This is a genomic window from Pseudomonas sp. AC355 (genome assembly GCF_979258205.1).
In genome coordinates this window covers 3,409,604-3,428,373 of sequence record NZ_OZ409843.1, presented here as the reverse complement: position 1 = coordinate 3,428,373, position 18,770 = coordinate 3,409,604, and the positions used below count along the sequence as shown (strand labels likewise).

Here is an 18,770-nt window from a genome sequence, read left to right as displayed (position 1 = left end):
GGTAGCGCTTGGCATCCGCCTTCTGCATCTGCGATACCCGGCCGTGGTCGGTACTCGGATCGGTACCGTCCTCTAGCGCGATACAGGGCGCCAGCGCTTCGTCATACCCTGGGCAGATTTCCGTGAGCGTGGTGCCGCGCGGATAGCAGAAGTGCGAATTCTGGATGACATGGTGGGATTGGTATTCCACTCCAGTCTCCTGCTTGATGGCCTGGCAGCGCTTCTGTTGCTCGCTATGATTTTTTACCGGTGTACGTTCCAGGGCCTCCTCACAGTTCATGACGGCCATGGCTATTTCATCCATGTACGGCCAGGGCGGCGTATTGCCGGGCATGGAGCCATGGTTGTGAGTGGTCAGATCCATATGGCGGACGACGTTGAGGCTTTCGACCTTGACGTTCATCGACCAACTGGTGAAGTACACCTTGCCCTTGATCTTGCCGGTAAGAATGCCTTTCTTCGGTGCGCAGCCAGGCTCATCACCGTAACTGGTCTTGAAGAAGCTCTTGTTCTTGCGCATCACTTCCTTGCGGGTGATCTTCACGCTGCGCGTACCGCGACTGGGATCTTTCGCCAGCCCGGTATTGGGGTAGGGAATCGGTACGCCCATAGGTGTGGGCGGTGCCTGCGGCGGGGTGAAGCAAACGTCCGGAAAGGCGGCGACGGATTTTCCGCTGGCCGACTTGCAGGAGATTTCCATGTTGTTGGCAAAGACCTGATTGGCCATCAGCACGCTTCCGCGAATGTGCAGTGGCCACTGCTGAGGTAGAGGTCCATCGGCGTCCTCAGTCGGTTGCCCGAGCCAGATGTCGAAGCCGAGTCGGTAACCACCGGCCAGGTTGGCCTGCGGTACTTCCTCCTGTTTGAGCACCAAGTTGGTGTCCCAGTCCAGTTCCATGCCGACGTATTCGGCCACCCAGGCTGCCAGCTCGGCGAGCAGCGGCTGATCGGGCAGAAACCGCCTGTACTGCGCCAGGCTCAACGGGCCCATGCGCAGGCGAAACTTGTGTTGCCGATCCCACACGTGGGTACCCAGGCACAGATCCACGCCGAGTGTGCAGGTCGAGGCGCCCAGGCGGCTGTATTCCGGGAGTTGCAGCCATTGGCCGACATATTCCTCGAGGGCCACTGGCACGCCGAAGTACTCGCTGAGGATCGCCTGCAGGCCGTCCGGATAGCGGGTCTGCGCGGCCAGGTGGCCGGTGAAGTAATAGCGTGCGGCGTCGTCGATCGGGCCCTGGCCCATGAGGCTGTGCATGCCGCGGCCGGACAGGGCGCCGAGACGCGGTGACCAGTAGTCATCGTCCGCACGATCCTGGCTGACGGTGGGTCGTGCTTCGGCCCAGGCGCGGTAGAACAGGGTCAGCAGGCGATGATTGAAAACGTCAAGAAAACGCTTGAAGGTGGCGTCGCCATGGTGCCGCTGGCGCTCGCGGGCATGTTCGGTCAGGTGTAGCGGTAGCGGGCCGTTGGGGCCGGTGAGGCCGAAGAAGAACTGCTCGATGCGCGGCGTGCCGGTGCTGTCGTGGATGACGCTGGCCAGGGTCGAGGGCGCAAAGCCGCAGTCCGGTTTCTGGCCAAGCCGCAGCGGGTCGTCGACCAGGCGCACGGAATGGCCGAGGCGCGGGCGCTCTGGGTATTCGCACTCGATGCGCCGCATGGCCTGGAAGAAGTCATAGTTCCAGGGCGCTTCGGCCATCGCCGCCAAGGTGTTTACAGGGTCGGCCGACATCCGGGCTTGGCCCTCCAGCGCATCACTTCGCCCCGCTCGGTGGTGCGCAGCACCGTTTCGGTAAAGCTGTTGATCGATACGTAACGTGTCAGGAAGCGTTCCAGTACCGAACCGAGCAGGAACACTCCGGTACCGCGGAAGGCGTTCTCGTCGAACTCCAGGCCGATCTCCAGGCCGCGACCAAAGACGATCGGCCCGGGCATCGGCAGGCGCCGCGTGCAGGCCTTGCTGCTGACTTGGCGCAGGCCGTCGATCTGCAGCTGCAGGGCGTTGTCGCCAGCGTCGCCGTACAGGCGCATCAACTCACGCAGTGCGGCGGCGCCCTGGCCCTGTTCGCTGAGCGACAGGTAATTGAGTGACAGCTGGCTGATCAGGCGCCAGGCACTGGCGTCATGGGCGCGGCTGGCACGCGGGCGGCTGGGGCCGGCCAGGCAGCGCACCGCGACCACCGGAGCACTGTCCTCCAGGGTGAAATCGCTGCGCGTTCCGCCGATCGGCATCGACAGCGGCAGATCGCGATTGGTGCACAGCGCGGCGATGCCCAGCTGGCGCAGATCGTGCCGATAAGGCGCCTGGTTGGTGTCGACCAGGGAGATGAAGGTTTCGCTACCTATGTAGGTGGAGCGTGGGCCGTTGCGCCGCTGCTTGCTCGACAGCACGCGAGGCTCACGACGCAGGCTGTACCAGGCCTGTTCTCGGCCGTAGCGCGAAGGGTCGCGCACCGCATAGAACGGCTGGAACGGTTGCTCCGGGCCGCTGCCATGGCCGCTGACTTCGGTGATCGAATGGATCTCGAAGTCCTGCGGGCGTGTGCGGTCGGCGATGATCTGGTGTTCGTGAACGCGGTCGCTGAGGTGAATGCGGTCGGCGCGCCGGGCGAACAGGTTGATCGCCGGGGTGCAGAACAGGCGGAATTGCTCGGCGCCGATGCTGTTTTCCAGGCTTTTGTCGAGGCGATTGAACAGCACCACGATCTCCAGCTCCTGGCCGGTATTGCGTTGCACGGCGCGTTTGAGCCCGGTCAGTTCGACGAACAGGAAACGGTTCGGCAGGGCGAAGTATTCCTGCAGCAGGCGATAGCCCTGAAATGCGCGGGGCACCACCGGCAGCGCCGCGTCCTGGTCATCGAAGCCGCGTGGGCGCAGGCTGTCGGGCGGCAGGCGCTCGACCCATGAACCATCGACGGCCCGCACGAACAGGGCACAGGCATTGCCGAGCAGTTGTTCGTATAGACGGAAGGGCTGCTCGTCGGCGCCGTGCAGGAAGAACGTCAGGGTATCCAGATCCAGGGCATTGAAGGGCAGGCCGGCGCCGGTACGCAGGCGCAGTTTCAGGCCGGCCTTGGCGCCGGGCTCGCTGGCGGCGAGGCGGCCGAGCTGCGTCGTCGGGTTGCCGAAATAGCTGGCCTGGGTCACTTCCAGCGGCCAGAGCGTGACTGGCTGGCAAGTGCGGTATTCGCAGGCGGTCTGGGCTTCGCTGCCGAGCAGGCCCCGCAGCGATGCACCGCGTTCGAGTGTAAAACCGCTACTCAGAGAGCCTTCGTTGGGATCGGCGCACAGTTGCACCACGGTCATCGACGGGGTCGGTGCCAGGTAGTGCGGGTAGGCGATCTCCAGCAGGTTGTGGGTGAAGGTCGGGTACTCGGCGTCGAGCTTGAGCTGCACCCGTGCGGTCAGGTAGGCGAAGCCCTCGAGTAGGCGTTCCACATAGGGATCGGCGCATTCCACGCCCGACAGCGTCAGGCGGCTGGCGATCTTCGGGAATTCGCCAGCGAATTCTTCGGCGCTCTCGCGGATGTGTTGCAGTTCCTGGTTGTAGTAGCCGAGCAGGCGCGGGTTCATCGTCGTCTCCGTGATGCGTCGGCAGGTAGTACCTGAACGTGGCCGGTTTCCAGATCCAGCTCGGTGGTGAGCAGCAGGCGAAGCGGCATGGGGTGCGCCCAGAGGTCGCCTTCGATCTCGAAGCTCAGGGAGTTGTGGCTCATCTCTTCGGCTTCCTGACGCGCGCGCACGCGCAGCGAGGAGCGCACGATGCGTGGCTCGAAGTCGGCGATGGCCTTGGTCAGCAGGCGTTCCACCGCCTGGATGTCGATACTCGAGGCACTGTGACCTGCCAGTGGCGGCAGGCCGAAGTTGACCACCGAGCTGCCGGCTCGGGTCTGCGCTTCATTGTCGCTGGTCAGCGGTGCGACGGTGTTGAACAGCCAGGCCAGGTCGCGCAGCACCGAGGCGCGCAACTGGTTGAGGGTCAGCACGCGCTTGTCGACGCTTTCCACCTGGTTGCTCGGGTCGTCGTCGAGCAGGCGATCGAGCAGGGCAGGCTGCAGGCGTTCCTGACGTTTCAGGTCGGCCATGCCGCTGCATTCCCATGATCGAAGCTCAGCGTACGGACATCGAACAGGGCCTGTTCGCCCCCATCAAAGGCGAACAGACGCTGGCCGAGCGGCAGGCCGTTGTCCTGCCATTCGGTCTTGCGCGCCAGGCGCAGCGCACCGTCGGTACTAGTGTGGCTGCCGGGATAGCGGCTGGGGATCAGCGCCACGGTGCTGCCGCCATTGGTCAGCGTCACCTGAGCCGGCAGCCAGACCAGGTCACGCAGATCGCTGGGTGCTTCCAGGTTGAGGCTGGCGATGTTTTCCATGGGCAGCCAGACGTAGCGGCCATTGACGATCAGCTCGAGCACCGGGCCGAGGCGCGGGTCGGCATCGGCCAGCCAGGCGAAGGGGACGTCGTCGAGCTTGCCCGGTACCGCTGCGGCGGTTTCGAAGGCCTGGTCGCGCAGGCTCTGGGCTGCGGCGGTGTTGCCCTGAGCATCCTGCTCTAGGGCCAGGATCAGCGGTGCCACCCACTCAGCGGGTTCGCCAAGAACGACGGGGGTGGTTTTACCGGCGAAAACCTGCTCGCGCAGGGCTTCGCAGTTCAGCGCGGTGCTGTAGGTCTGCACCATGGGGAGGCAGGCTGCATCCAGTTCGCCGGCCACCTTCAGCTGATTCTGGGCGCGGCTCCACTGGCCCATCACGGCCAGCAACTGGAACAGGAATACCCGGAGCTCAGCCTTGGCAGGCAGCGCTCGAATCTGATCCTGCAGCGCCTTCAGTGCCTCTTCGAGCCGTGCGTTACGCAGGTGTTCTTCGGCAGTCATCGTCGTTCCCTGTACTGGCGCGGCTACCGCTGCAATGCGTTAGCCATCAGGCCCGCGGGGCTCGCCGTGGAGCGAGGTGCGTTGCGGGCCATTGAAAATTCGCTATGGTCAAAACCATCAATGCCCGGCGTGGTGCCGGGCATTGATGTACGCCCGAAGCTCGGGCGGGGGTTATACCTTGACGTTCTGGCGGATGTTCCAGCCGTATTTGACCGGGCCGCCCTCTTTGGCGCCGTCGGCTTTCTGCGGCTGATAGTCGACCAGCACCTGAGCGAAGTTCAGGGTGACGTTTTCGGTGAGGCGATCCTCGCCACCGCTACCGCCAGTGCTGATGGAAGACACCAGAACTTCCTTCAGGGTGATGATCAGGTACTCGACCTGAGAATCGCCACCGGCCTTGCGGATGGTCAGCTTGGCTTCCGGATAATGCTTGCCGCTGGAGCAGGCCATCATCAGGTTGGGGCTGGATTTGTCGACGTATTTGGTCAGCGACAGATCCTGAATGTTGACCTTGCCGGCACCGCCGCCACCGCCTACATGCATCGAGCCGGATTGGCTCATGCCCCAGCTCCAGGCCAGTACATCGACTTCGTCGGCATGGGTCTTGTCCTTGGACTCGCCCTTGACGTCGCCAATCTTGATGAACATATCAACAGCCATCATTCCTCCTTTCGTGGCTTTTGCCACTCTGTTTCAACTGCGTCCGCGAGAGCGGACGCCACAGTGACGAACCTCAGGCCCCCTTGGCCGAAGGCAGTTTGGATACCAGGCGCAGCGACACGGTCAGCCCTTCGAGCTGGTAGTGCGGGCGCAGATAGAACTTGGAGCTGTAGTAACCGGGGTTGCCCTCGATTTCCTCGACCACCACTTCGGCTTCGGCCAGCGGGTGCTGGGCCTTGGTGGTTTCGGTGGAGTGCGCCGGATCACCGTCGACGTAATTGAGGATCCAATCCTGCAGCCAGCGCTGCATCTCGTCGCGCTCTTTGAACGAGCCGATCTTGTCGCGCACGATGCACTTCAGGTAGTGAGCGAAGCGGCAGGTGGCGAACAGGTACGGCAGGCGCGCGGCCAGGTTGGCGTTGGCGGTGGCGTCCGGATCGTCGTACTCGGCAGGCTTGTGCAGCGACTGGGCACCGATGAAGGCAGCCAGGTCGGTGTTCTTCTTGTGCAGCAGCGGCATGAAACCGTTCTTCGCCAGCTCCGCTTCACGGCGGTCGGAGATGGCGATTTCGGTCGGGCACTTCATGTCCACGCCACCGTCGTCGGTGGGGAAGGTGTGCGCCGGCAGGTTCGGTACTTCACCGCCCGATTCCACACCGCGGATGCGCGAGCACCAGCCGTACAGCTTGAACGAACGGTTGATGTTGACCGCCATGGCGTATGCCGAGTTGGCCCAGGTGTACTTGCTGCTGTCGGCGCCGTCGGTTTCTTCCTCGAAGGCGAATTCTTCGACGGGATCGGTCTTCGCACCGTACGGCTGGCGAGCCAGGAAGCGCGGCATGGTCAGGCCGATATAGCGCGAGTCCTCGGAGTCACGCAACGAGCGCCAGCCGGCGTACTCGGGGGTGGTGAAGATCTTGGTCAGGTCGCGCGGGTTGGACAACTCCTGCCAGGAACCCATACCCATGACCGTCGGCGAGGCCGCAGAGATGAACGGCGAGTGCATGGCCGCAGAGATCTTGGCGATTTCGCCGAGCAGTTCGACGTCGGGTGGTGACTGATCGAAGTAGTAGTCGCCCACCAGGCAGCCGTAAGGCTCGCCGCCGAACTGACCATATTCCTCTTCGTAGAGCTTCTTGAAGATCGGGCTCTGATCCCAGGCGGTACCCTTGAATTTCTTCAGGGTCTTGTGCAGTTCGGGCTTGGAGATGTTGAGCACGCGAATCTTCAGCTGCTCATCGGTCTCGGTGTTGTTGACCAGGTAGTGCAGGCCACGCCAGGCGCTTTCCAGCTGCTGGAAGTCCGGGTGGTGCATGATCAGGTTGACCTGAGCGGTCAGCTTGGCATCTATCGCCGCGATGATCGACTCGATGGACTTGATCGCGTCATCGGAGATCAGGTCGGTCTTGCCCAGTGCCTGTTCGGCCAGGGTGCGTACGGCGGTTTCCACCGCTTCGCGGGCGCGCTCGGTCTTGGGTTTGAATTCTTGCAGCAGCAGCGAAGCGAATTCGCTGGTCTGTTCGGTAGTGGCGGCCGCTTGCGCGGAATCCTGAATCAACTGGGCCATCGGGACATCCTCTTAAGCTTGCGGCTCGTTGTCTTGGGGCTTGGGCGCGCTAGCCAGTGCCTGCAACAGCGCCGGATCCTTGATCGCCTTGATGATCAGCTCTTCTGCGCCAGTCTTGCCGTCCATGTAGGTCAGCAGGTTGGCCAGTTGGGTGCGCGCTTCGAGCAGCTGGTTCAGCGAATCGACCTTGCGGGCGATGGCGGCCGGGCTGAAGTCGTCCATGCTCTCGAACGTGATGTCGAGGCTCAGGTTGCCTTCACCGGTCAGTGCGTTGGGCACGTGGAACGCCGCGCGCGGCTTCATGGCCTTGAGGCGCGAGTCGAAGTTGTCGGCGTCGATTTCCAGGAACTTGCGGTCGGCTACGGCGGCCTGGGGCTCGGCGGGTTTGCCGGCCAAGTCGGCCATCACGCCCATGACGAAGGGCAACTGCACCTTTTTCTCGGCACCGTACAGCTCTACGTCATATTCGATCTGTACCCGCGGGGCGCGGTTGCGCGCGATGAATTTCTGGCTGCTGGTATTGCTGCTCATGTTGCTCCTCCTGTGCATGTGCACTGGCTTCGTCGGCCATAGGCCGGTAGCGATGTGCGTGGGGCTTCCCTGAAGATCCACCGCACGTTAGTCGTATTCGGGGCCACGCAGGTTTTCGAACTGCGACATACCGTCGGGAATCAGGTTGCGCACGATTTCCGCGAAGTCTGCGGTGACCAGCTTCTGCGCGCGCGTCAGTAAGACCGGCACCGGACTGGAAGGTTCGTGCTGGGCGTAATATTCCAGCAGACGATCGAGCGTACGTAGCACGTCGTCGCGGCTGGCGATGCGTCCCGGCGCTATCGGCGCCTGGCGCGCTGTGTATTCTGCTGCACCCTGCGAAGGCTGTTCGTCGGCCTGCTGGTCGGTGTCGGCGGCAGGCGATGAGTCATTGCCTGCGGCTGGTGCCTGGTCGTTGAAAATCTGCCGGGTGTGGCGCAGCACCTGCTTGAGCACTTCGAGGTTGGCACTTTGCGCCGACCCGACCCGCTCGCTGAGCAGGCCTTCGATATCGGCCAGTGCCGCGCTGGCTTCGTCGAGGGCAATGCGGGTGCTGTCGAGCAGCTCGGCATCGGTGTCGAGGAAGGCGCCGCGCAGCTGGTCGGCGGAGAGCGTCTCGCTGGAGAATCGCTGCAGATCCACGGCGTTCAGGGCTGCACGAATGCTCACCGAGCCGAAGGCGCGCGAGCGGGTGATGCTGGCTTCACGCAGCAGGACGATCACTGGCTCGGCGCTCAGGGCGTTGAGCGCGTTGATGCGAATGGTCGGGTCGTTATCGTCGTCAGCATCCAGTTGCGGATACACACCGTCCCAATACTGGGTGAGCAATTCGCGAACCAGCGTCAGGCTCTGTGCCAGGCCGCTCAGGCCTTCGAGGGCGATGGCGCTCTGCAGATACAGGTTGGCGAGACGCAGATCCTTGCTGCGGGCGAACAGTTCGCTGGCGCGTTCGCGTACCTGGCGCCAATCCGGCGGCTCGGCCGCGATGACCGACTGGCCCATCTGGCGCTCTGGCTGGCCCAGCGCCAGGCGCTCCAGTTCGAGAAAATCGGCATCGTATTCGAGGTCTTCCCCACATGGGTTTTCGTCGGATACTGCGTTGAGCAAGTGCGACACATCCACCACGTCAGGTGCTCTCCATGTCAGGCCTGAAAGTTGAAATGAAGCAGTGACGGCGAGCTGCCTGTCAGACTGGATTCATCACGCAAAGCGGCACAATGCCACTATTCAGGCGAGGTTCGATGCTAATCCGGATCATTCTCCGAGTGCTCTCAGATCATTGTCAAGCAAGGGCAAGGCGGTAGAAACTGTCGTGAGGCACAGTATTTCCTTCTTCTGTGCAGTGACTCACAACCGCTTGGAAATATATGCCCGCTTGGGCATTGAACAGTATTGGCCAAGGGCAAAAAATAGTGCGTTTGGCATATCGACACCCCTCGAAGAACATGGTTTTTTTACCGCACTGCAAGGAGCCGCAATGCCGCTGCGTTTGGTCATCACCACCTATCACAAACTGACGCCCGGGCAACGGGCCGAGGTCGAGCTCGATCGGGGTGAGCTGAAAATCGGGCGCAGCGCCGGTAACGATTGGGTGCTGCCCGATCCCGAGCGGCTGGTGTCCAGCCAGCACTGCGTGATCCAGTACCGCGACGGTATCTACTACATCACCGATACCAGCACCAACGGGGTGATTCTGCAGGCCGCAGGTACGCGTTTGCGCCGCGGCAGCAGTGAGCCTCTGGCAGATGGCGAAGTGCTGAAGATCGGCGAATACGAGATCCGTGTGCAGATCAGCGGTATTGCCCTGACCGCAGCGCCGGTACCGACCAGTGGCGCGACGGACGATCCGTTCAACAGCTTCGAGGCGTTGCTGAACCGCAGTGCGCAGCCGCTCGAGATGCCGCCGGTGAATGCTCAGGCAGCGCCCGCGCCTTCAGCGCCACGGCGCGATTCGCCATTCGATACCAAGCCGGATCTGTTCGACTTCCTCAGCCCTCCGGCAGCCGTGGCGCCATCGGTCTCCGATCACGTGCCGGCCCAGCAGCATGATTTCCGCCCACCACGGCCCTCACAGCCGCCACCTGCCGTAGTCGCGGCTACCGCTGCGCCCGTGACTGCGCCGGCTTCGGTGATCCCGGCGGATTGGGATCCTTTCGCCGATCTTCGGGCCGCATCGGCACCTCAACTGATTCCCGATCCATTCGCCGAACTGCCCAGTGCCGAAGCCGTGGAGGTACCGGATCCGTTCGCCGAGTCGCCACCGATGCCGGCAGTGGAAATCCCCCCGTTCTTCGTGAACGAGTCGCCGGTGCAGCAGGTTCAGCCGTTGCCGGTTGTCGAGCCGGTCGCGGCGCCTCAGCCTGCACCTGCACCTGCACCTGCACCTGCAGCGCCCGCGGCCGTTGATGATGGCGAACTGATGGAGGCTTTCCTGCGTGGTGCTGGTCTGCAGCATCTGCGTCTCGACAGAGTGGCGGCGGCCGCACAGATGGAGTCCATCGGGCGCAGTTATCGGCTGATGGTCGAAGGGCTGATCGACGTGTTGCGTGCGCGTGCCAGCCTCAAGGGCGAGTTCCGCATGGCGCAGACCATGATCCAGCCCGTACAGAACAATCCGCTGAAGTTCGCGCCCAACGTCGATGAGGCGCTGCTGATGTTGCTGCGTCACGACAATCAGGCTTTCATGGCGCCCGATCAGGCGGTTGGCGAGAGTTTCGATGACCTGCGTGCCCATCAGTTGGCGCTGATGGCTGGCGTTCAGGCAGCGATCAAATATTTGCTGGCACGGTTTGAACCGCGCGAGCTGGAAGGACGTCTGAACAAGCCGAGCGGGTTCTCGGCGCTGTTGCCCAATGGTCGTCGTGCACACTACTGGGAGCTGTTCACCGAACTCTACGCAACCATTTCCCAGGAGGCCGAAGACGGTTTTCAGGAGCTGTTCGGCCGTGAGTTCAGTCGTGCCTATGAGGAGCACATCGCACGCTTGCGAGGCCGTTGAGATCATTTGGCCCGCGCTCGCGGGCCTGCTGCAATCATTGAGGAAGCGTTATGCCAAGGATTCTGACCCTGCTGGTTTTTCTGTTGCTCGGCGCCTGTGCGTCCGGCCCGGAAAAGCCGGTACCCACTACCGTCGAGCTGCAATTTCAGGCCAGCCGCGATCTCAACCCGGCGCTCGCGGGCGGGGCGGCGCCGGTCTGGGTGCACGTGTACCAGTTGCGCAATGCCTCGACCTTTTCTCGTGCCGACTTCTTCTCGCTGGTCGATCGCGCTGACGCGACCCTGGCCAGCGAACTGATCGAACATGACCGTTTCGTGGTGCGCCCTGGCGAAACCCAGCGCAAGTCGCTGACCCTGGACGATGCCACTCGCCACCTTGGCGTGGTCGTGGCCTATCGCGCCCTCGACCGTTCGATCTGGCGCCAGGTCATCGAAATTCCTGCCCATCAGGCAAGCGCCTTGCGCCTGCAGCTGGACGCCTATGCCATCAGCGCCACGCCGCTGACCCCTCTTGAGTGACTGGAGACCCGTTCATGTCCTGGAACAACCGTGTGGTTTGGTCGGAGGGAATGTTCCTGCGCCCGCAGCACTTCCAGCAGCAGGATCGCTATATCGAAACCCTGGTCGAAGGCCGCAACCATGCCTCGCAGCCTGGCGCCTGGGGCTTTTCGCACGTGCTTATCGACAGCGCGTTGCTGACTCAGGGCAAACTGGCGATTCTGTCCGCGCGTGGCCTGTTGCCTGATGGCACACCGTTCAACATTCCCGAGAACGATGCGGCGCCTGCCCCGCTGAACATTGATGACAGTCTGCGTGATGGCATCGTCTATCTGGCCCTGCCACTGCGGCGTGCCGGTGTGCGCGATACCGTGGAAAGCGGCGAGAGCCTGGGCTCGGCCCGTTATCAGAGCAGCGTGCACGAGGTGCGTGACGACAATGCCTCACTGGAGAGCCGTGCGCCGGTGGCCATCGGCTCCCTGGCCCTGCGCCTGATCACCGAGCGTGACGGCCTTGACGAGCACGCGGCCATCGGTGTCGTGCGCGTGGTGGAAAAGCGCGAAGACCGCAGCCTGCTATTGGACGACAACTACATCCCGCCGCTGCTCGACGTCAGCGCCTCGCGTCCGCTCTCGGCGTTTCGCAACGAACTGCTCGGGCTGCTGCATCAGCGTGGCGAGGCCCTGGCGGGTCGGGTGGTCGCGTCTGGCGCCGGTGGTGCCTCGGAAATCGCCGATTTCCTGCTGCTGCAACTGGTCAACCGGGCCCAGCCGCTGGTGGCGCACCTGGCACGCATCACGCCGCTGCATCCGGAAGTGCTGTACCGCGAGCTGGTGGCGCTGGCCGGTGAGTTCGCCACCTTCACGGCCAGCGAACGGCGGCCGGGCGAGTATCCGGTTTATGAGCATGACGACCTGACCACCACCTTCGCGCCGGTGATGCTGGCGCTGCGTCAGGCGCTATCGATGGTCATCGACAGTCGCGCGATCCCCATTCCCATCGTCGAGAAGTCCTTCGGCGTGCACGTGGCGATGCTGGCGGACAAGTCACTGCTCGATTCCGCCAGCTTCATCCTGGTGGTCCGTGCGGACGTTCCGGGTGAGAGCCTGCGTGGGCACTTCCCGCAGCAGGCCAAAATTGGTTCGGTGGAGCACATCCGCGATCTGGTCAACCTGCAGTTGCCGGGCATCGGCCTGCTGCCACTGCCGGTCGCACCACGGCAGTTGCCGTATCACGCTGGCTCCAATTATTTCGAACTGGATCGGGGCAGCGACCACTGGAAGCAACTGATCCATTCCGGCGGCTTCGCTTTCCATATCGCTGGCCAGTTCCCTGGTCTGAACCTGGCCTTCTGGGCCATCCGAGGCTGACGCGCGATGACCATCGACGATCCATTTGGCGCCTTGCCCGGTCAGCCCGGCAAGGGACACGAACAGGCGGGCAACGACCGCACCATGATCATGCCGCGCCCCGGTGGCCGCGCCGCCGAGCCCTCGCGGCCGACCTCCGCCGGTTCGCCACCGCCGGCCATGCCCAGTGCACCGCCACTGGCTGCACGGGGGCTTGGTCTGAATCCTATCGAGGCCGCCGCCGGGCCGATGCTGGCGCTGCTGACTCGCTTGCGCAGCACCATCTCCCATCCCGCGCCGGCCAGCCTGCGTGCGCAGCTGCTCGGCTACCTGCGCCAGTTCGAGGACAAGGCGCGTGCCGCCGGCGTCGCTCAGGATGAAGTAATGCTGGCGCGTTACGTGCTCTGCACCGCGCTGGACGAGGCGGTGCTCAGCACGCCTTGGGGCAGCGCCAGTGACTGGAGCAAGCAGAGTCTGCTGATCACCCTGCACAACGAGGCCTGGGGCGGCGAGAAGGTGTTCCAGCTGCTCGACCACTGCCTGCAGAACCCCCGTCAACGTCTGAATCTGCTGGAGCTGTTGTACCTGTGCATCAGCCTCGGTCTGGAAGGGCGTTACCGGGTCATGCAGGATGGCCGCAGCCAGCTCGATGCGCTGCGCGAGCGGGTCAGTGCGACCATTCGCAGCACACGGGGCGAGATCGAACGCGAGTTGTCGCCGCACTGGCGCGGCCTGGTGGTCGCCCGTGACCGCCTGCGCCAGTTCCTGCCGCCGTGGGTGGCGGTGGCCATTGGCTTGGCGATCCTGCTCTTGCTGCTGTTCGGCCTGCGCATGAAGCTGGCCGCCGAAGCTGAACCGGTATTCCGTAACCTGCATGCGCTTGGCGACGTGCCGGTTCAGACCATCGACCGTCCGGCGCAGCAGCCCCGCGTCGTCGAGCGCCCACGCCTGGCCGGTTTCCTGGCAGAGGAAATTCGTGCGCAGAAGGTGGCGGTGGAAGACGCTGTCGACCGTTCCGTGGTGACCATTCGCGGGGATCAGCTGTTCGCCTCCGGCAGTGCGTCGATTGCCGACGACTTCCAACCGCTGCTACTGCGCATCGCCGAAGCCATTCGCAAGGTCAACGGCCAGGTGCTGGTGACCGGGCACAGCGACAACCAGCCCATCGCGACGCTGCGTTATCCGTCCAACTGGAAGCTCTCCCAGGATCGTGCCCAACAGGTGATGGACGTGCTGGCGGCCAAGACGGGCCAGCCCGCGCGGTTCCGTGCCGAGGGGCGCAGCGACACCGAAGCCAAGGCTTCGAACGATACGGCGGAGGGCCGCGCGCGTAACCGCCGGGTCGAAATCACAGTCTTTGCGGAGGGCGTCGAGTGAAGGCGTTGTTCGGTTTCATGGCCCGCTGGGTCATGCCGGTTTTGGGGTTGCTGGCGCTGAGCCTGGTGATCTGGTTCGTGGGCCCACTGATCGCCATCGGCGGTTTCGAGCCGCTGGCCAGCAGCACGGTGCGCTGGACGCTGATCATCCTGCTGTTCGTCCTGTGGGCGGCCTGGCGGGTGATGCGCATCATCCAGGCGCGGCGTAATGCCGCCAGGGTCATGCAGGGCCTGGTGGAAGTTGCACCGGACCCGACCAGCGTGGCCACCGCGGAAGAACTGGCCACCCTGCGTCAGCGCATGGACGAAGCCCTGGGCCTGCTCAAGCGCGCCAAGCTCGGTGGCGGTGAGCGGCGCAACCTCTATGAGCTGCCCTGGTACGTGATCATCGGCCCGCCCGGTTCCGGCAAGACCACCGCGCTGGCCAACTCCGGGCTGCGTTTCCCGCTGGCCGAGCAGATGGGCGCCGGGGCGGTACGCGGCGTTGGCGGCACACGCAACTGCGACTGGTGGTTCGCCGACGAGGCGGTGCTGCTCGACACCGCCGGGCGTTATACCACTCAGGACAGCCATGCCGCCGTCGACAAGGCCGCCTGGCTGGGTTTCCTCGACCTGCTGAAAAAGCAGCGCTCGCGGCGGCCCATCGATGGTGCCTTCGTCGCCATCAGCCTGTCCGATCTGCTGCTCGGCAGCGACAGCGAGCGAGCGGCCCATGCCGTGGCCATTCGCGCCCGTGTGCAGGAGCTGTATACCCAGCTCGGCGTACGCTTCCCGGTGTACGTGATGCTCACCAAGCTGGATCTGGTGCCCGGCTTCATGGAGTTCTTCGACGGCCTGAGCAAGGAAGAGCGTGCTCAGGTCTGGGGCATGACCTTCAACCTCGACGATGGCAAGAGTGCCGAGGGCCCGCTGCAGGTATTTCGCAGCGAGTTCGATGCGCTGGAACTGCGTCTCAACGAGCGCCTGGTCGAGCGCCTGCAGCAGGAGCGAGACCCTGCGCGGCGCGACCTGATCTATGGCTTCCCGCAACAGTTCGCCGCGCTGCGTGAGGCGCTGGCCGGCTTCCTCGACGGCGTGTTCAAGCCCAACCCTTACGAGGAGCGGGTGTTACTACGCGGCGTCTATCTGACCAGCGGCACCCAGGAAGGCAGCCCGATCGACCGTCTGATCGGTGCCATGGCGCAGAGCATGAGCCTCGACCGTCAGCACCTGGCCCGTCAGACCGGTACCGGGCGCAGCTACTTCATCGAACGCCTGCTGCGTGACGTGGTGTTTGGCGAACGCGGCCTGGTCGGTGCCAACCCCAAGGTGGAACGGCAAAAGCGCTGGCTGGCACGGGGAGTGATTGCCGCAACTGTGATTCTGGTACTCGGCACGGCCGCGGTATGGTTCGCCAGCTTCCGTGCCAACCAGGCCTATATCGCTGCTGTGGATGCCCGCGTTCAGCCGCTGCGTGGCGAGCTGCAGGCGCTGAGCCCGGCGCAGCGCGACGTTCTGGCGGTACAGCCGCTGCTCAATGCCATCCGCAATGTCAGTGGCGATGCGCCGGGCTGGGCCGAGGGCTTTGGCCTCTACCAGGGCGACATGCTCGACAGCGAAGCCTCCAGTGTCTACCGCAAGCTGCTGATCGCAGTCATGGCGCCGCGGGTGCTGGCCCGTCTGGAAGAACAGTTGCGCACGGGCGGCAACTCGGATTTTCTCTACGAAGGCCTCAAGGCCTACCTGATGCTTGGCGAGTCGGAACATTACGATGCGGACTTCATCAAGGCCTGGATCGCCCTCGACTGGGATCGCAGCCTGCCGCGGGATCTGCTGCCGGAACAGCGTGAGGCGCTGAATCAGCATCTGGTCGCGTTGTATGACCGCCAGCCACCTGTGGTGCGCCTCGACGAGAACCTGGTCGAAGACGTGCGCCGGCGTCTGCAGCGGCTGTCCGTGGCGCAGCGCGCCTATGACCGGGTGAAGCGCCAGAAGCTGCCCGAGGGCATCCCGGACTTCCGCCTCAGCGATGCTGCCGGCCGTGATGCCGCGCTGGTGTTCACCCGCAAAAGTGGCAAACCGCTGAACGAGCCGCTCAGCGGCTTCTATACCCAGCGCGGCTACCGTGAGGCCTTTCTGGTCGGCAGCGTCAGCCAGGCCGGTACCCTGGCCGAGGAGCAGTGGGTACTCGGTCGCAGCCTGGACGATGGACAGAATGCCGCCGCCCTCGCGCTGGAAGTCCGGCGCCTTTATGTGCAGGACTACATGGCTCAATGGGATGCGCTGCTCGCCGATATCGACTTCGTGCCGGTGACCAGTGTGGCCCAGGCCGCGGACGTGCTGCGCGTGCTGTCGGGGCCGGCGTCGCCGCTGAAGAAGCTGCTCCAGGCGGTCGCCAAGGAGACCGATCTGCAGAAGGAGGAGCGACTGGTCGCCGAGAAGCTCAAGGAGCGTGGCGACGATACCGTCGACCGCCTCAAGCAGCAGCTCGGTTCCCTGGTCGGCCAGTCGGAGGAGGGCGTGGTCAATGCCCTGGCCACCGAGATGGATCCGATCACCGCTCACTTCGCCGAACTCAACGGTCTGGTCGCAGACGCCGATGGCCAGACTCCGGCCATCGATGCCCTGCTGCAGGATCTCAATGCACTCTATGTGCAGGTCAGTGCCATGAGTGGCGCCAGCGGCGAGGCACTGCTGGGCGAGTCGCGCAACCAGACCACGGCTGCTGCCGATCAGGTGCGCCTGAGTGCCGAGCGCCAGCCGCCGCTGGTACAGGGATTCCTCAAGTCGGTGGTCGGCTCGACCACCGGTACCATGATGGGCGGCATCCGCAACCAGTTGAATGCCGCCTGGATGAGCGAGGTGGTGTCGGTGTACCGCCAGTCGCTGGCTGGGCGCTACCCGCTGGATCGTGGCAGCAGCCGGGATGCGACCCTGGACGATTTCGGTCATTTCTTCGGCCAGGGCGGGGTGCTCGACAGCTACTTCCGCAAGTACTTGCAGCCGTACGTGGATACCTCGGCGAGCACCTGGCGCTGGCAGCCGGGTGCTGCGCAGAAGCTCGGCATTGGCAGCGGCGTGCTGCAGACCTTCCAGCGTGCCGCAACCATTCGCGAGGCGTTCTTCCGTTCCGGTGGTACCCAGCCGATGGTGCGTTTCGAGCTGCGACCGGTGGCGATGGACTCCAGCATCGAGCAGTTCCAGCTTGACCTCGATGGCCAGCAGTTCAGCTACGATCACGGCCCGGCGCGACCGGTCGCCATGCAGTGGCCGAGCAGCAATGGCACCGGCGTGGTACGTCTGAACATTTCACCGGCCTCGGTCACCGGGCGTTCGGGGATCACCCTGGAAGGGCCTTGGGCCTGGTTCCGATTGCTCGATCAGTCGGATCTCGCCCAGGGCAATTCACCTGACCGATTCACCCTGCGCATGCGCGTCGACAACGCCAGCATTTCCAGCGAGCTGCGGGCCAGCAGTGCGTTCAATCCATTCCGCCGCCAGGTCGTCAGCGGTTTCAGCCTGCCGGAGCGTCTGTGAGTAACCCGGGTTTCTACGGCAAGCTGGCCGTACGTGGCGATTTCATTCATCGCGGTCTTGCGCCGGGCTTCATCGAAGCCTGGGACAACTGGCTGACGGCAGGCCTCACCGCCAGTCGGCAGACCCTGGGCGAAGCCTGGCTGGATTCCTATCTGGTCAGCCCGCTCTGGCGCTTTGCGATCGCGCCTGGCCTGCTCGGTCAGGAAGCCGTTTGCGGGGTGATGATGCCCAGCGTCGACCGCGTCGGTCGTTACTTTCCCCTGACCATCGCGCTGCCGCTGCCGCCGCAGACCGATATCGGTCACCTGCTCAGCGACAGCGACGACTGGTTCGAACGTGCCGAGGCCCTGTTGCTCTCGACTCTGGAAACCGATGCCGATGCTGAAGCCTTCGAGCGCGCTGTCGGCGCCCTGGGCAGCCCGCTGCTGGCAACTGGCAGCACCCAGCGTTTGGATGCCAGCGGCGCGGCGATCTGGTCTGTGGATAACCCGCGGGATCGTGGTCTGGCCCTGATGCAGCAGGCCTGCAGTGGCGCCAGCTTGTGGTGGGGGCGCGGTTCCGAGCGTGTCGCGCCCGGCCTGGTACGTTTCGCCGGGCTGCCCCCGGCCGAGGCGTTCTGTCGTCTGCTCAGCGAGTCCGCTGGAGGCGAGGCATGAGTCCGTCGAGCGTTACCCGGTACCACTCTTCCAGTCATACCCATGTCGGCATGGTGCGCCAGGTCAATGAAGATGCCTGCCTGGATGCCCCGGACAACGGCCTGTGGGCTGTCGCCGACGGTATGGGCGGGCACGCCAGCGGTGACTACGTCAGCAGCCTGATCATCGACAGCCTGCGTGCGTTGCCGCCCAGTGCCGTGCTGAGCACCTACGAAGGGGCGTTGATCGATACCCTGGATCACGTCAATCAACAGGTGCGTATAGAGGCCGAGAAGCGTGGCGGGGCGACCATGGGCAGCACCGTGGTGGTGCTCGCCGCACGGGGTGCCGAAGCGCTGTGCCTGTGGGCCGGGGACAGCCGCCTGTATCGGCTGCGCAACGGTGGCCTGCAACCGATCAGCCGTGATCACAGCTACGTGCAGGAGCTGGTCGACAGCGGCCTGCTCGACGAAGAGGCTGCGCGCAGCCACCCCATGGGCAATATCGTCACCCGTGCCCTGGGCGTTCAGGATGACCTGCAACTGGAAAGCGCACGCCTGGACGTGCGACCTGGCGACACCTTCCTGCTCTGCAGCGATGGCCTGAACAAGACGGTCGAGGATTACGAACTGCGCGAGGTGCTGGGACACGAGGATCCGTACCAGATGGTGCGCAGCCTGGTACACCTTGGCTTGACTCGAGGCGCTCCGGATAATATTACCGCCGTGGTGATCAAGGCCGCTTAGGCGGCCAACTGTTGCACATCGA

Annotated in this window: 14 protein-coding genes and 2 pseudogenes; 7 read left to right on the top strand and 9 right to left on the bottom strand. The window is 64.1% G+C overall.

The genetic code is table 11. From position 1 onward, the window contains the following. Window positions 1–295 precede the first annotated feature (295 nt). The 9 genes and pseudogenes from ACZ0AI_RS16195 to tssA all read right to left on the bottom strand — a co-directional run. Window positions 296–727 (bottom strand): annotated as a pseudogene (locus ACZ0AI_RS16195) (DUF4150 domain-containing protein); the annotation flags it as partial. A 51-nt stretch (window positions 728–778) separates the two neighbouring features. After that, window positions 779–1,732, bottom strand: a pseudogene (gene tssG / locus ACZ0AI_RS16190) (type VI secretion system baseplate subunit TssG); the annotation flags it as partial. Continuing rightward, window positions 1,714–3,573: a type VI secretion system baseplate subunit TssF gene (gene tssF, locus ACZ0AI_RS16185; RefSeq protein WP_463562750.1), complete on the bottom strand. Its 1,860-nt coding sequence runs from the start codon at window positions 3,571–3,573 to the stop codon at window positions 1,714–1,716. The gene tssF and the pseudogene tssG, both read right to left, overlap by 19 nt. Continuing rightward, the gene (gene tssE, locus ACZ0AI_RS16180) at window positions 3,570–4,085 is read right to left on the bottom strand and encodes a type VI secretion system baseplate subunit TssE (RefSeq protein ID WP_463562749.1); all 516 of its coding nucleotides are present in this window, start codon (window positions 4,083–4,085) and stop codon (window positions 3,570–3,572) included. Before tssE ends, tssF begins: the two co-directional genes overlap by 4 nt. Beyond that, window positions 4,073–4,873: a type VI secretion system accessory protein TagJ gene (locus tag ACZ0AI_RS16175; protein WP_463562748.1), complete on the bottom strand. Its 801-nt coding sequence runs from the start codon at window positions 4,871–4,873 to the stop codon at window positions 4,073–4,075. The genes tssE and ACZ0AI_RS16175 overlap by 13 nt, the downstream gene beginning before the upstream one ends. A gap of 171 nt (window positions 4,874–5,044) precedes the next feature. Then, complete coding sequence (locus ACZ0AI_RS16170; RefSeq protein ID WP_131179927.1) at window positions 5,045–5,533, bottom strand: Hcp family type VI secretion system effector; 489 nt, start codon at window positions 5,531–5,533, stop codon at window positions 5,045–5,047. Between the two features lie 73 nt (window positions 5,534–5,606). Further along, window positions 5,607–7,100 (bottom strand): type VI secretion system contractile sheath large subunit, encoded by a 1,494-nt coding sequence (gene tssC / locus ACZ0AI_RS16165; protein WP_225837344.1) that lies wholly within the window; start codon window positions 7,098–7,100, stop codon window positions 5,607–5,609. A 12-nt stretch (window positions 7,101–7,112) separates the two neighbouring features. Beyond that, on the bottom strand, window positions 7,113–7,631 hold the full coding sequence (gene tssB / locus ACZ0AI_RS16160; protein WP_042553512.1) for a type VI secretion system contractile sheath small subunit: 519 nt from the start codon (window positions 7,629–7,631) through the stop codon (window positions 7,113–7,115). 87 nt (window positions 7,632–7,718) lie between these two features. After that, window positions 7,719–8,756 carry a type VI secretion system protein TssA gene (gene tssA / locus ACZ0AI_RS16155; RefSeq protein WP_463562747.1) on the bottom strand — a complete coding sequence of 346 codons (1,038 nt, stop codon included), beginning with the start codon at window positions 8,754–8,756 and terminating at the stop codon, window positions 7,719–7,721. A gap of 352 nt (window positions 8,757–9,108) precedes the next feature. Here tssA and tagH point away from each other — a divergent pair, with 352 nt between their 5' ends. From tagH to ACZ0AI_RS16120, 7 genes are read left to right on the top strand one after another with little or no spacing between them, the layout of a single operon-like run. Further along, the gene (gene tagH, locus ACZ0AI_RS16150; RefSeq protein ID WP_463562746.1) at window positions 9,109–10,629 is read left to right on the top strand and encodes a type VI secretion system-associated FHA domain protein TagH; all 1,521 of its coding nucleotides are present in this window, start codon (window positions 9,109–9,111) and stop codon (window positions 10,627–10,629) included. A gap of 50 nt (window positions 10,630–10,679) precedes the next feature. Continuing rightward, window positions 10,680–11,147, top strand: a complete 468-nt coding sequence (tssJ, locus tag ACZ0AI_RS16145; RefSeq protein ID WP_463562745.1) for a type VI secretion system lipoprotein TssJ — start codon at window positions 10,680–10,682, stop codon at window positions 11,145–11,147. 14 nt (window positions 11,148–11,161) lie between these two features. Next, window positions 11,162–12,496, top strand: coding sequence for a type VI secretion system baseplate subunit TssK (tssK, locus tag ACZ0AI_RS16140; protein WP_463562744.1), 1,335 nt, complete (start codon window positions 11,162–11,164; stop codon window positions 12,494–12,496). 6 nt (window positions 12,497–12,502) lie between these two features. Next, window positions 12,503–13,852, top strand: a complete 1,350-nt coding sequence (locus tag ACZ0AI_RS16135; protein ID WP_463562743.1) for a DotU family type VI secretion system protein — start codon at window positions 12,503–12,505, stop codon at window positions 13,850–13,852. After that, window positions 13,849–17,367, top strand: a complete 3,519-nt coding sequence (tssM, locus tag ACZ0AI_RS16130) for a type VI secretion system membrane subunit TssM (RefSeq protein ID WP_463562742.1) — start codon at window positions 13,849–13,851, stop codon at window positions 17,365–17,367. Before ACZ0AI_RS16135 ends, tssM begins: the two co-directional genes overlap by 4 nt. After that, on the top strand, window positions 17,364–18,023 hold the full coding sequence (tagF, locus tag ACZ0AI_RS16125; protein WP_463566158.1) for a type VI secretion system-associated protein TagF: 660 nt from the start codon (window positions 17,364–17,366) through the stop codon (window positions 18,021–18,023). The genes tssM and tagF overlap by 4 nt, the downstream gene beginning before the upstream one ends. Next, complete coding sequence (locus ACZ0AI_RS16120) at window positions 18,020–18,748, top strand: PP2C family protein-serine/threonine phosphatase (protein ID WP_463562740.1); 729 nt, start codon at window positions 18,020–18,022, stop codon at window positions 18,746–18,748. Before tagF ends, ACZ0AI_RS16120 begins: the two co-directional genes overlap by 4 nt. Window positions 18,749–18,770: the final 22 nt, after the last annotated feature.

Excerpts from the sequence above, each read along its gene's own strand:
- tssF (WP_463562750.1), bottom strand. The coding sequence starts at position 3,573 with ATGAACCCGCGCCTGCTCGGCTACTACAACCAGGAACTGCAACACATC.
- tssE (WP_463562749.1), bottom strand. The coding sequence starts at position 4,085 with ATGGCCGACCTGAAACGTCAGGAACGCCTGCAGCCTGCCCTGCTCGAT.
- ACZ0AI_RS16175 (WP_463562748.1), bottom strand. The coding sequence starts at position 4,873 with ATGACTGCCGAAGAACACCTGCGTAACGCACGGCTCGAAGAGGCACTG.
- ACZ0AI_RS16170 (WP_131179927.1), bottom strand. The coding sequence starts at position 5,533 with ATGGCTGTTGATATGTTCATCAAGATTGGCGACGTCAAGGGCGAGTCC.
- tssC (WP_225837344.1), bottom strand. The coding sequence starts at position 7,100 with ATGGCCCAGTTGATTCAGGATTCCGCGCAAGCGGCCGCCACTACCGAA.
- tssB (WP_042553512.1), bottom strand. The coding sequence starts at position 7,631 with ATGAGCAGCAATACCAGCAGCCAGAAATTCATCGCGCGCAACCGCGCC.
- tagH (WP_463562746.1), top strand. The coding sequence starts at position 9,109 with ATGCCGCTGCGTTTGGTCATCACCACCTATCACAAACTGACGCCCGGG.
- tssJ (WP_463562745.1), top strand. The coding sequence starts at position 10,680 with ATGCCAAGGATTCTGACCCTGCTGGTTTTTCTGTTGCTCGGCGCCTGT.
- tssK (WP_463562744.1), top strand. The coding sequence starts at position 11,162 with ATGTCCTGGAACAACCGTGTGGTTTGGTCGGAGGGAATGTTCCTGCGC.
- ACZ0AI_RS16135 (WP_463562743.1), top strand. The coding sequence starts at position 12,503 with ATGACCATCGACGATCCATTTGGCGCCTTGCCCGGTCAGCCCGGCAAG.
- ACZ0AI_RS16120 (WP_463562740.1), top strand. The coding sequence starts at position 18,020 with ATGAGTCCGTCGAGCGTTACCCGGTACCACTCTTCCAGTCATACCCAT.